The 13854-nt window shown below is 38.4% G+C and carries 12 protein-coding genes and 1 pseudogene; 2 read left to right on the top strand and 11 right to left on the bottom strand.

What is annotated here, in order from left to right; translation table 11 throughout:
- Positions 1–10: 10 nt before the first annotated feature.
- From GAP13_RS07985 to GAP13_RS08025, 10 genes and pseudogenes are all read right to left on the bottom strand, one after another.
- Positions 11–814 carry a glycosyltransferase family 2 protein gene (locus GAP13_RS07985; RefSeq protein ID WP_158907801.1) on the bottom strand — a complete coding sequence of 268 codons (804 nt, stop codon included), beginning with the start codon at positions 812–814 and terminating at the stop codon, positions 11–13.
- 80 nt (positions 815–894) lie between these two features.
- The gene (locus tag GAP13_RS07990; protein WP_158907802.1) at positions 895–1884 is read right to left on the bottom strand and encodes a glycosyltransferase family 4 protein; all 990 of its coding nucleotides are present in this window, start codon (positions 1882–1884) and stop codon (positions 895–897) included.
- A gap of 77 nt (positions 1885–1961) precedes the next feature.
- On the bottom strand, positions 1962–2810 hold the full coding sequence (locus GAP13_RS07995) for a glycosyltransferase family 2 protein (protein ID WP_158907803.1): 849 nt from the start codon (positions 2808–2810) through the stop codon (positions 1962–1964).
- The gene (locus tag GAP13_RS08000) at positions 2791–3924 is read right to left on the bottom strand and encodes an O-antigen polymerase (protein ID WP_158907804.1); all 1134 of its coding nucleotides are present in this window, start codon (positions 3922–3924) and stop codon (positions 2791–2793) included. Before GAP13_RS08000 ends, GAP13_RS07995 begins: the two co-directional genes overlap by 20 nt.
- Positions 3905–5080 carry a glycosyltransferase family 4 protein gene (locus GAP13_RS08005; RefSeq protein WP_158907805.1) on the bottom strand — a complete coding sequence of 392 codons (1176 nt, stop codon included), beginning with the start codon at positions 5078–5080 and terminating at the stop codon, positions 3905–3907. Before GAP13_RS08005 ends, GAP13_RS08000 begins: the two co-directional genes overlap by 20 nt.
- A gap of 124 nt (positions 5081–5204) precedes the next feature.
- Positions 5205–6293: a glycosyltransferase gene (locus GAP13_RS08010; protein WP_158907806.1), complete on the bottom strand. Its 1089-nt coding sequence runs from the start codon at positions 6291–6293 to the stop codon at positions 5205–5207.
- A gap of 59 nt (positions 6294–6352) precedes the next feature.
- A complete protein-coding gene (locus GAP13_RS08015) occupies positions 6353–7408 on the bottom strand; it encodes an NAD-dependent epimerase (protein ID WP_158907807.1) in 1056 nt (351 codons plus the stop codon).
- Between the two features lies 1 nt (position 7409).
- Entirely contained in the window at positions 7410–8657 is a 1248-nt protein-coding gene (tviB, locus tag GAP13_RS08020) for a Vi polysaccharide biosynthesis UDP-N-acetylglucosamine C-6 dehydrogenase TviB (RefSeq protein WP_158907808.1), read from the bottom strand.
- Positions 8658–8717: 60 nt separating this feature from the next.
- Positions 8718–8837: pseudogene (locus GAP13_RS13205) on the bottom strand (IS481 family transposase); the annotation flags it as partial.
- A 315-nt stretch (positions 8838–9152) separates the two neighbouring features.
- Positions 9153–10220: an IS110 family RNA-guided transposase gene (locus tag GAP13_RS08025; protein ID WP_158907809.1), complete on the bottom strand. Its 1068-nt coding sequence runs from the start codon at positions 10218–10220 to the stop codon at positions 9153–9155.
- 170 nt (positions 10221–10390) lie between these two features.
- On the opposite strand from GAP13_RS08025, the gene istA reads away from it, so the two are divergent.
- Positions 10391–11950, top strand: coding sequence for an IS21 family transposase (istA, locus tag GAP13_RS08030; protein WP_158907810.1), 1560 nt, complete (start codon positions 10391–10393; stop codon positions 11948–11950).
- 54 nt (positions 11951–12004) lie between these two features.
- Complete coding sequence (gene istB, locus GAP13_RS08035; RefSeq protein ID WP_158907811.1) at positions 12005–12772, top strand: IS21-like element helper ATPase IstB; 768 nt, start codon at positions 12005–12007, stop codon at positions 12770–12772.
- Positions 12773–12796: 24 nt separating this feature from the next.
- Here the strand turns inward: istB and GAP13_RS08040 are convergent.
- A partial coding sequence (locus GAP13_RS08040; protein WP_222126183.1) for an IS3 family transposase occupies positions 12797–13854 on the bottom strand: 1058 nt, incomplete at its 5' end.

A 13854-nucleotide genomic window follows, 5' to 3' on the forward strand; every position in this document is an offset into this window, starting at 1 on the left:
AAAATAATATTTATTTTAATTTGGTTATAAATGTATTCCCATATATTTTCTTTGATAATCTTTTTGAAAATATTTTAGCAAGCAAATATTGAGATAATTTTCTTATCTTTTTTAAATATATAGTCAAGAATCCAGGATTCAAGCCATTTTTCTGCCAAGCATATTTATTATCATGTATCGCATCTATTCTTGATTGTAATCCATTATTGCTCCTTCCGCCAGCTTGCATTAATACAAAAGTCTTATTTATCCATGTTGATTTTATTTTGTACACTTCTAAAAAGCGAAGCATAATCTCATAATCTGCGTTTACACCACAGTCTAAACGAAAAAATCCATATTTATCATAAACATCTCTCTTGACAAAAAAGGCAGGATGTGGAGGCATCCAGCCATATTTGAATGTTCTAGGCGCGCCAGATATCCAATATCTATACGGCTTATTATTCTTAACATATAGTATATTGCCATAACAACAATCTATTTTTTTATTTTTAAAAGCATTGGCAACATCATATAATACAGTATCATAGGCATATCTATCATCAGAATTCAATATTCCTATAATATCGCCAGAGGCCATTTTGATGCCTTTATTCATGGCATCATACATTCCATTATCTTTTTCACTTATTGAAATAATATTTTTATTATTCTTTTCATGTTTTTTTACTATATCCATTGTCAAATCTTGAGAAAAACCATCAATTATTATATACTCCAGATCTATTCTCTTCTGATTTATAACAGATTCTATTGTTTGAGCTATAGTTTTTTCACTGTTATAAGATGTAGTGATTATTGAAATTTTCATATTATCAATTAGTTATCTAATAGATTTTTCTTAATATTTATTTAAGGATAAACAGTTTTCATAAGTCTATTTTTTAAAAGCTACATTTTTTCAAAAATATCTATAAAATCTTTTAATCGCTTTTCATATGTAAATTTTTTTGAAATATAATCAACTCCTTTTGCTATAATATCAAAATATTTTTCTCGATCAGAAATAATATTTAATATTTTTTTTGCAACATCTTCATATTTATCTTCAATATTTACTAAAATTCCATTATTACCAATTCCATATTTTAGTCCTCCTTTACCAGTATGTACTACTATATTCCCAGAAGCTAGAGCTTCTATAGCTGCTATACCAAAACCTTCATATATTGATAATTGAGCATAAATTCTGCTTTTTTTAAGAATTTCTATTTTTTCTTTTTCTGAAATCCCTCCAGTAAAAACTATTAATCCATCTAACTTTTCATATTGAATAATATTCTTAACAAGTTTAGTCCCTTCTCCTATTGGACCTATAATAATCATTCTATATTGATTATCAAATTTATAAATATTTTTGTATAGCTTTAATGCTTTATCTATTCCTTTTCTTAATACATTTTCTTTATTCCCCATCCACACAATTGTACTTAATATTTTTTCCTTTTTATCTATGTCGATATTTTTATATTTTTCAAATTCAATTGTGTGATAGGATAGAAAATATTTCGATACTGGGAGATTTTTCTTGAATCTTTTTATATTTTGCATATCAGCATCTGAAACAATTATAATTTTATTTGCAATTGCTGATGATAAAATGAAAAATATTTTTTGTATATAATAATTTATATTACCAGCATAGTCTTTATCTAAATAGTCTATTCCACCTGTAAATATAACTTTTTTCCCAAATATTTTTGATATAATAGCTGCAAATAAAGAATATTTATAAAAATATAGAAATGAATTGCCATATTTTCTATATCTTAAAAAATCAAATAACGAATTGCTTAATAAAACTGTGTAGCCTAATTCTTTAAGAATCTTGATATCCGTTCGATAGAATCCTTGCAAATAGAACATTCTTTTTGCTTTCACGTTCGAGTAAAATAAAATATTGTTTAATTTTTCATTATGCGGCATTTTTAAATCCTTTAGTAAAGTATATTTAATTTTTAATAGTTTCTGTATTCAATAAATCCTGTAATCCTGCCAAGTAAGGATGCGTAATAAATTTCTCTTTTAGATGATGGCAGCATCGAACCTATAATGTATTTTAAAATATTTATTAAATATTTTATAATAATATAATACTTTTTTCTTTCTATAATTTCCTTTTTATATAATGCACCGAATCCCATTCCATAATTATAATATCTGCTTTTATTCGGCTTTATCTGATATAAATCATGATATATGAATTGCTTCGAATTATAATATCCTTTATAACCAATATTTATTAATGATGCAATTAAATCGCTCTCTTCAGATGAGCCAAATTTTGCTCCAACACCCAATTTATGATCAAATATTATATCTTCAATATTAATTGGTTTAATAAATATACCAATACTTATAGCCTTGTTGTAATAGTTCCAAGAAGTAATATTCGCATTTTTTTTTGCCATAGGAAACTTCATATTTTTTTTTTCATCCATCACATTGCATGAATATATTTGAAAGCTATGGTTGCTCTTAAAAAAGTTATTTACTTTCTCTAAAGTATCTTTACAATATCTACAATCGTCATCTGGAAATGCTAATATTTCTCCTTCAGCCATTTTAATACCTATATTTCTATTTAAGCTAATTCCTTTTTTTTTGCTTTTTATATGTTTAATTATATATTCTCTTTTGTATTTTTCAATTATTTGATCAATACTTATATCAATATTTTGGTCTATAATAATTAGCTCAAAATTTCTATAGGTTTGATTTTCCAATGACTGCAGAAATATTTCAATTTCTTTTGCTCTATTTATTGTTGGAGTAATCAAAGAAAATTTATAATCTTTTATGACCATTTTCCCCTCTTTTTTTTTCTAGCAAAATAATTATTGCAATAATACAATATAGATATGTTTGTGCAGAAGGAGAAAAGGAAAGCCCTGCAAAAATAAAAGGAATTAAAACATAAGCTATATTTGCAAATTTATACAACATATATACATATAATGAGATAATTTCTATCAAACTTAATATTCCTCCTTCAATATAATATGTAAAAAATAAATTGTGTGTACCTATTCCTATAAATTTTGGACTATTACCATATCCAACTCCAATTATCAATCTTTTAATATTGCTTGTCTTAGTATATTTAATTATTTGTTCAAAAATATAAAATTTGGACAGTAAACTAGCATCCTCACTAAACATTGTTATAATATTTTTTAATGATAATACTATTAATAATATTATTATTATCATAGCTATTTTATTATTTTCAATTTTTTGGGGGCGTATAAAAGCATAAATAAAAGTAAAGGATATTGTTGCTATTATTGAAGCTCTTGAATATGTAAATAATATTAATATAAATACAATAACTATATATATTAATAGATTAATTTTAAATTCTTTTTTTAAATATATAAGCATAAAATATATTGTAAGCAATACAATTGCTACATGATTTGAATCCATAAAAATTATTGAATTCTCTTTAAAGTTATAAAAATAATTATTATTTAATAAATTTGTTAATGCATATATTGCATCATTTATTCGAAAATTGATTCTAATTGCTAGCTCAATTAAATAAAATATTATAATATATTTTATAGCTGTTATAGATCCTTTAATAATTTTTTCAAAGGATAGATGATTACCAGACCAATAAATAAAAACAAAATATAAATGACATAAAAATGAAACAAACGGCCTTCTTATTCCTGCAATAGGAATTTGGATTAACATAATAGATATAAATATATATATATTATAGATAATCAACAAATTAAAAGATAATCTTTCAAATATAGCAAGAGTCAAAATACAGGAAGCGCTAAAAAAAAATAGGAAATATATTGGGCTAAAGCTAGTTATTCCAGATAAATAAAAGGTTGAGGATGCGAACAATATTAAGAATATGAAGTATTCAATCTTCTTAAATTTATTAATTTTTAAATTTTCCATATAAATTAATATATTTGTCTGCAATTATTGATATATCGAATTTTTTCGATATATATGCGCTTTCTATATAGAATTTTTTAGACAATCTTTTATCTTTTAGAATATCAATTATTCTTTCGGCTATTGCCATATAATCTTCTTTTTCAACAATAAATCCGTTTTCTGAATCTTTAATGATATCTTCTACACCAGAAACTCTTGTGGCGACACATGGTATGCCAGCAGCCATTGCTTCTAATAATGAATTCGACATTCCTTCAGACCGGGAAGGAAGAACAAATATTTTAACATCCAAAAAGAATTTTGAAATATCATTTTGTTGGCCCAAATTTTCTATAATTTCATTTAAATTTTCTTTAATAATAATATCCTTATAACTATTAATATTTCCATCACCAATAATCCTTAACTTTATATTTGGATATTTATTTTTAACTATTGCTACTGCTTTTAGAAGAATATCTAATCCTTTAATATTACCTTGCTTGTAATTGCCAACATATAATATTATATTATCATTATTATCCAAACCATTATAACATTTTCTAAATTTTCTAAATTTATTAATCTCTATTGCATTTGGAATCAATGAAATTTTTTCTTTAATTACCCCTTGTTCTATCAAATTTCTTTCAATCATAGTTGATATCGCAATAAATTCTGCTTTTTTTATTACGTAGTATTTAATCTTTTGAGGCAATAATAAATACTTCAAATATTGGAAGCCATTTAAGGTTGATTCTTTTATTATAATAGGTATATTATTGGCTTTAGCAAAATAAGTAGGAATTAGACACAACCAAGAACTCTGATGAACATGGACTATATCATAATATTTGATATTTTTCTTTAAATATATGTATATTGCTATAATAAAAGAATATTCTTGAATTAAGAATAATATATTTCTTATTATTTTGGGAAATTTATTTATATTTTTAATTTCAATACATGATAATCTATCTACATTCACATTATTAATATTTTGATTTTTTGGTAGTTTTTTACTATAATGCGAAGTAATAATTCTAATATTTGCATTTGTATACTTTGATAAATATTCGGCTAATAATTTCGCTTGATTTTCATTGCCCCCACAATGAGGATAGTAATACCTTGTTATCATCAAAATATTTTTATTAAATGAATTTTTCATGATATTTTATCCTTTATAATAAGTCTTTATTATTTAAAATATTATATATATAGAATTTTGCCGCCATCAATTGATTCAAATGCAATAATAAAAATATTGAAATATAGTATTAAGATATGTATTTTTAATATATATCATGTTTTAAATTATTAAATACTTCTAACATTTCACTAATAGATTTTTCTATTGAATAATTATTATTAGCTATTATTCTCCCGCGTTTCCCCATATCAATTCGTTTATCTTTATTTAATATTAGATATTCTAGCTTTTCTGTCCATTCAATCTCATTTGATGCTAAAAATCCATTATAGCCATTTCTTATCAAATATTTATTGATTCCAACAGAAGAAGCAACTACTGGTATACCTATAGCCATATATTGTAATATTTTATATCCGCCTTTTCCCTTAGTCCATAAATCATCTATTAATGGCATTATACCTATATCAAATTTAGATAAATAATATAATTCTGTTTTAAGGCTCCAATTTATTATTTCAATCTTTATACCTCTAAATATTTTCTCATTTTTAGCTCCAATTGCAATTATTCTTAAATTTTCATGTTTTACTGTAAGATGGTCAAGGATATTTAAAATAGATAATAAATATTTTGTTGTGGAATCGCTGCCTATCCAACCTATCGTTACAATCTCATCTTGATTAATCTTAATTGATGGCTTGTATCTATTACAATCTATCGGTCCAATAATCTTACTTACTGAAGAGCAATATTTTGAAGCATAATTATATAATTCATCATTACCAACAAAAACATGCTTGCTATTTTTCAATATATAATTAAGTCTATAATTTTTTATAAAGTTTCCATCATCATTGCAATATAATGCATCATCAATATCGAATACTAAATTATTATTAATTCTGGTTAATACTTTTATAGCTAAGATTGGCAAAACAATCTTTTGAATAAAGCATATATCATAAAAAAACGATATTATTATAAAATATAATATTTTATAATAATGCAATAATCGATCAATTATTTTAAAAATTATTATATTTGATCTATTATGATAATGTTTCACAAAAAGCACTTTATTTATAAAATAATTATTATACTTTATAATCTTATATTTAATTCCAAATTTTCTCAAGCTTGGCAATAACTGAAATACTCTTACTCTTGAACTAGCTATATTAATATCTCCTAAAACAAAAAAAATTATTTTCAAATTATTAGCTTTCATTTCTCAATCCTCAATAAATTAATTATATATAATATGATTTCAATCATATTATATTATTTTTATCTAAGATAAATGAATAATTTATACCACTCTATAAATTTCGCTATGCCCTCCTCAATCTCTACTCTAGGCATATATCCTACAACACTTGAAAGCGCTGATACATCGGCCCATGTTTCGGTTACATCGCCAGCTTGCAGAGGAAGCATATTCAATATCGCCCTTTTGCCCAGATTCTTCTCGATTTCATGAATAAAATCCATTAACTTTACCGGTGAACTGTGACCAATATTGTAAATCTTGAATGGTGCCTTTGAGCTTGCCGGATTTGGTTCTGCTCCGCTCCACGAAGGATCACCCTTCGGAACATGATTCATGACACGGACAATAGCCTCGACAATATCATCAATATAGGTAAAGTCCCTCTTCATCTCTCCATTGTTGTAGACATCAATGGGTTTGCCTTCAAGAATGGACCTGGTGAAAATGAACAGTGCCATATCCGGCCTACCCCATGGGCCATAAACTGTAAAGAACCTCAAGCCCGTCGTCGGTAAGCCATAGAGATAACTGTAAGTATGTGCCATGAGTTCATTTGCTTTCTTAGTTGCAGCATAGAGACTCACCGGATGATCCACTGAATCCGATTCGGAGAAGGGCATTTTCTCGTTGAGACCGTAAACGCTCGATGATGATGCATAAACCAGATGTTTAATATTATTGTGCCTGCAACATTCCAACACATTCATGAATCCTGCAATATTGCTTTCGATATATGCATAAGGATTGGTGAGGCTATAGCGGACCCCAGCCTGGGCGGCAAGGTTTACTACCTGGTCGAATTTCTCTTCCCCGAACAGCTGTTCCATTCCGGCTCTGTCCTCAAGCTGCATGCGGATAAAGCAGTAGTTTTCATATTTTCGAGATTGTATAACCTTCCGCCATTCAGAGGCCTCTTTTCCAACACCACTCTCCCTGAGGCGGGCATACTTGAGGTTGACATCGTAGTAGTCGTTTATCGAATCGAGGCCGACTACTTTATGGCCATCTTCCAGGAGCCTAAGTGCCAGATGAAAACCGATAAAACCTGCTGTTCCTGTTACTAAAACCTTCATGCTAGAGCCTTCCGTCAACGCGATCACGAGGAAGAATGCCTTTTACGTCAAAAAAGACCGTATGGTGATTTTCAAACTTCGAAAGGTCAAGATCTCTGAATTGCCTATGCGCAACTGCAAGCACAACAGCATCGTACGAGCCTTGGGGGTCACAGAGCTCAATGCCATACTCATGCTTCACTTCTTCAGGATACGCCCAGGGATCATAGACTTCCACATTGCAGCCGAATTCCTGGAGTTCACGGATAATGCCTATGACTTTAGAGTTCCTGATATCCGGGCAGTTCTCCTTGAAGGTAATCCCGAGTACGAGCACTCTCGCATTTTCTATTCTCTGCCCCTTGTGAATCATGAGCTTTACGACCCGATTGGCCACATACATGGGCATATTGTCATTAAGACGCCTTCCGGCAAGAATAATTTCAGGATAATACCCCGCTGCCTGTGCGCGATATGTTAGGTAGAAAGGATCGACACCGATGCAATGCCCACCAACCAGACCAGGACGGAAGGGCAAGAAGTTCCACTTTGTGCCCGCCGCCTCAAGCACTTCCAGTGTATCAATACCAAGTCTGTCGAAAATCATCGCAAGCTCATTGACAAACGCAATATTGATGTCGCGCTGGCTGTTTTCAATGACTTTTGCAGCTTCCGCAACTCTGATAGACGAAGCTCTATACGTTCCAGCAGATATAATGGAGCGATAGAGCTCATCCACCTTTTCTGTGGCCTCGGGCGTCGAGCCGGAGGTTATTTTCTTTATCTTGGTGAGTGTGTGCTCCTTATCGCCGGGATTGATCCGCTCTGGAGAATAGCCGCAGAAAAAATCTCTGTTGAATACAAGCCCACTTTCGCGCTCGAGAATGGGAACACATACTTCCTCTGTGCATCCCGGATAAACCGTGGATTCATAGATGACTATGTCGCCTTTTTTCAGATATTTGCCTACTGTAGCTGTCGCAGAGACGACAGGCCTCAAATCAGGCGCGTTGTGCGCATCCACCGGAGTCGGGACTGTAACAATGTACCGGTTGCAACCCTTCAGCAGATCAGGGTTTGTCGTAAAAGTCAGTTTCGCGGCACTTGCAAGCTGTTCCAGAGTAGTTTCGAGCGTAGAATCTTTCCCCTGCTTCAATTCAGCTATACGCGATTCTTTCAGATCGAAACCCACAACATCGTATTTCTTACCGAATTCTACCGCGAGAGGAAGGCCGACATAACCTAAACCGATGATGCCAATTCTTATCATACCAATTCCCTTCTAGACTATTTTAAGGATTACATTACTTGTATTCTTAACAATCTCTACTCACAATTTGACTTCCTGCTTCAGGAATAATTCAATCGTCTCCCAAGGTCGTCTTCCCTGGTTCCTGTACCCCAAATGCGGCCGCTCATAATTGTATTCATGCAGCCATTGGTTCAGATCATGCTACAACGCACGATTGAAATGCTCCCCTGCTTTTCGGACCACTTATGCACTTAATTTCTGCCGAACTTCTGCCGGCGTTGCATAGCCTGTTCAGGGTCATATCTGAGAGCGCTGCACCTGTAAAGAGCAAAATGAAGGAATCTTTTCCTTTTTCTCTCCTCCTTGCGAATCTACCTTTTAGAAAAACAATAAATGCCAGATTCACGCTGTTTCGTGGCAGTCATATCTTCGCCGTCTATGCGACATGATGATGTCCAGAAAGGATTTCGCAATCACGATAGCGGATCTTTTAGATCCATGACCCTGGCGCGCTTATCCTTTCTTGGACGAAACAACCGTGTTCACTCTGGCATGCTGTGGTTCTTTGTAGGGACTCTTGGTGGTGAGCACCCAGTAGGCTGCTTCCGCCAAATGTCGAGCCACCGCACCGACTGCGACCCCATGCCCCTTGGTCGCCCGAAGCCGCGCATACAGCTGCGCTACATGCCGCGCCTTCAAGAATGTGTGCCGCAGAGCGATGCAGTTTGCCGCTTCGACGAATGCCCACTGCAGGTAATGATTCACATCTGCCGGCGCATGCCCATAGCGCACTTTCCCTCCTGAGGCATGCACGGAAGGAGTCGTCCCTGCGTAGGATGCCAGATGCCGGGCACTGGCAAAGCGGCGGATGTCTCCGATTTCATAGGCGATGACATGACTGAGGATCGGTCCAATGCCGGGAATCGTCTGGAGAAGCTGCACTTCGGGCGTTTGAGAGCCTACCTCGCGCATGCGCGCTTCAAGCTCGGCAATCGCGCGGTTTGTCCCATCGAGCTGCGCCAACAGCTGCATTACGGATTCTTTCGTATGGACGGGCAGCATGGAACATGCACTCTGTACCGCCGCGCGTCCTTTGACATTGAAGGCATCGCTGGTTGTCTCGTCGAACGAGATACCATATTTGCTGAAGCAGGAGAGGATGCGGTTTTTCAATCGGGTGACCTGTTGTTTGAAGACCATGCGGGTACGAAACAGCTCCCGAATATCCCGAAGCTCCCCGGGAGGAATCCACACCGTGGGCAAGGTGCCCGCTCGCTGCAGGGTGTTCATACCTCGGGCGTCGAGCCGGTCGGTCTTCTTTGACGAGCAGAGCATCATTTTGGCACGGCGGGCGTTGACCAGCTTAGGTTCCATGTCTGCAGCTTCGATTTCGTCGACAATCCAGTACCAGCTTCCGATGGTTTCGAGCGCGACCGGTGAATGTGGTTCATAGTGAGCAAGAAACGTGGCTAGTTCGCCTTTTCGGTGCTCGATTCTCTGTTCCATGATCCGATTCCCGCCTGGGTCTTCAACCACTGCATACGTGTATCGCTTGTGTGAATCGAATGCGATATACTGCATGTGTTGCACCTCCTTTGCACTCTGTTTTCCAATGAAGTAATTCTACTTCACAGAGCGGGATGGTGCAGCGCTCTCATATCATCACCATAATTGGACCAGCTGGGTCACGGTAAACGGACCACTTCCCTTGGGGTACACTATCCTCCGTACCATACAGAAACGGAGGAAATATGGGGTACCGAAGGGTGACTGTAGAACTTTTGTATCAGATTCATGTCAGACTGAGAGCGGGCGATTCCCACCGCATGATCGCTACAGCCCTTGGCTTGGACAAGAAAACCGTCAATCAGTACGCGCAGCGTATTCTGGCGCAAAAAATTCCAGCTACTACTGAATATGTGGCGACACTTGCCGTGCTGGCACCACTGTTGCCCGCCAACAAAAAGCCGCAACCAGCTTATGCGGTCTTGCATCCATACGCCGAGGAAATAAAAGATCTTATCACGGGGAACAAGGCCGAATATCGAGAAGGCATGACGGCAAAAAGCGCCTGGATAGTCCTCAGCCGTCGCCATGCACTTGCCGATACAACAAGCTATGAAACGTTCAAACGCTTTGTCCGCTCGTGCCCGGCACTTGCGCCCGCGCCTTCCGCAGTTGCTCGAATCGAGGTGAATCCTGGAGAAGAAATTCAAATCGATTATGGGAAAGTGGGAACGATCCAAGCGCACGACAAGCGAAGAACCGTCTATGCATTCGTCGGTATCCTGAGTGCATCGCGTCTGCCGTTTATCCAGTTCTGCACGCACCAGGACAATGTATCCTTTGCCGTCTCTATCGCTGCCATGTTTACCCAGTTTGGCGGCGTCACGACACGGCTCAACCTTGACAATCTCAAGGCAGGCATCCTTTCGCCTGATATCTATGACCCGACACTCAACCGTACGTTGGCGGAGCTGTGTGAATACTATGGGACGTTGGCTGACCCTGCCAGAGTCCGCGCCCCCAAAGATAAAGGCAAAGTTGAACGCGCAATCCCCCTTGCCAGAGAATTATACAAAACGCTGTGTGCCCTCTTCCCTGAAGAGCCGCTTGCGACACGCAATGCCAAAGCATGGGAATGGAGTACCGGCGAGTACGGTACCAGGAAGCATGGCACGACGGGCATTCCTCCTATCGAGGCATTCATACAGCTAGAAAAGCCGCACTTAAAGCCGCTTCCTGCAGAACCCTTCGTCCCTGCATCCTGGACGACCGCTAAAGTGCACCCGGACCAGTTCATCCAGGTCCATGGCAAGTACTATGGGCTGCCGGCACGGTATATCGGTACCCGGGTGGACGTGCGATCGACCGCGACCCTTGTTTCGATCTACCATGATCACCATATTGTCCGAGCCTATCCGGTCTCGTCAAAGCGCAGGAGCTATGTGCCGGAAGATTTTCCCGCCTGGGCAGAACCGTTTGTGCCGGGCTCCTATGCATCGTTTCTCATCGGAAAAGCAACCCTGCTGAATCCTGTCGCGGGAACGTACCTCAGGGCAATCCTTGCAGAACAGGGGAATCTCGGTCTCCGTCGAGCCCAAGGGTGTCTTGCCGTCCTGGAAAAGGCCAAAACGCATCCTGACTTCGTACGGATCGTGCAGCAGGCAACTGCCGGCCGCCTCTTTCTTCCCGCACGGCTTCGAGCGCTGTTCGAGGCTCCTGATCGTAGTACCACGATTCTTTCGTTTCCCGTTTCCGATTGTGGCAGGGCAATGGCGCGGAGCGCCTCGTATTATTCGGGTTCCTGAATGGGTTCAGGGGACCCGTCGCGGCCCCCTTAGTATGTTCCAGGGAGGTCGTTCATGGTGAAAGACGATCTTATCACTGAACTGAAACGCCTGAGGCTTCCTGCCATGGCAGACAACCTCGATGTGCGTGCCAGTCAGGCAGAAGAAGGAAAGCTCGGCTATCTCGAGTTCACCCAGCTCCTCGTGCAGGATGAGCTTGCCAGCCGTGAATCCAACTCGTTCCAGAAACGGCTCAAGAGTGCGGGCGTCTCGAACCGCATGACGTTCGAGACGTTTGACTTCGAATTCAACAATGCGGTATTCCCAGCCCAGACGATCCGCGATCTTGCCTCATGCCGGTTTATCGACCAGCACCGCAACCTTGTCCTTGCAGGTCCTCCGGGAATCGGCAAATCCCATATTGCCCATGCGGTAGGTCATGAGGCCGCACGCCGCGGACTCGATGTCGTGGTCTTCAAGACTCATAAACTGCTCGAACGCCTTGCTCCTGACCGCTTCTCTACGAAAAAGAGCCAGATCCTCATGAAGCGATGTATCAACGCAGGACTTCTGATCCTCGACGATTTTGCTTTTAGGCTTTATAGCCAGCAGGAAACGGAACTCCTCTATACCTTGTCCGATGAGCGCTTGCAGGAAGGCTCGATTGTGATCACTTCAAACCGGCCACCGGAAGACTGGTTCTCCATCTTCCCCGACCAGATTGTGGGAGGAGCTATCATGGATAGGCTCGTGTCCGGAGCGGTCAAGTTGATCGTCACCTCTGGTCGTTCGTTCCGGAAGGAAGGAGCCTTGAGAAATCAAATCTCGGAGCCAGCTGCTTGACAGCTGCGTTTGAGAGTGTTGTAACTATGCAAGTGCCCCTGGGGGAATTACCATGACCCTGCCGGGGGAATAAGATGACCTTTGACAATAGCCCAAAGCCATGTGTGGCCGTGTTTCGTTATAATGCTGTATCCAGTCGGCTATCGCATTATACCCGTCATCAAATGATTCGAATTCTCTCTGCCAGACCAGCTCCTCCTTGATGCTTCTGAAGAATCGCTCGATCATCCCGTTCTGCTCTGGTGTGTACGGAGTGATGTATTCTTGAAAGAGACCGTACTTTGTAATTGTTTCGTGAAAACGTTTGGATCCAAACACAAGGCCATTATCCGATCGAATCACAAGCCCGGTGCTCTTTGGCTCGATATGGTGCCTCAAAAGCGCATCTTCCAGTGCTCCACCGCAGAACCCTTCGCTTCCAGAGCGGGTAACGCGCCAGCCTACCAGGTACCGATCGCAGCAGTCGATCAAGGCTACTAAATGGCACCAGCCGTCCTTTTTCGTGAATATGTGCGTCATGTCGATCGCCCAGCGATGATTCACAAGCGATGTGTCGCTCCTTAAGCCCTTGGCACGCGGTCTATGGCCCGAGGGACGCTTTCTGCACTGCCAGCCATTCATCGTGATGATACGGTGAATCCGTTTGCGATTGTAGGCGACACCTTCTTCTTTCCGCAGCACCCAGTTAATCCGTCGTGTCCCATAGGCAGGAAATCGCTCGATCACCTTTCTCACATTCTCCACGAGGCGTGCATCGGGATTCGACACTTTTTTCGGCGCCTTGGGCGCATAGTAGATATTTGACCGATGGTATCCTAGGATGTTGCACAGCTTTCGCATGCTCACGTCGATATTGTCTTCTTTCAAGGCTCCCTGCAGGGTCAGGATTCGGTCTCTTCCTTGTTGCCCCACAGGGTTTTGGTTTTTTTTAGTACGGCATTCTCCACATACAATTCGCCAATTGCCGAGCGGTGTCAAGGTCGGTTTGAATTTTCCGGTTTTAGTCTGAACTAACCCCCTATCAGTGGACACGAAGGGGGTGTAGCATGAAGTACCGAAAAGCAGAGAGGGGGAGTATGAAA

The organism is Rectinema subterraneum, from assembly GCA_009768935.1.
GTDB lineage: Bacteria > Spirochaetota > Spirochaetia > Treponematales > Rectinemataceae > Rectinema > Rectinema subterraneum.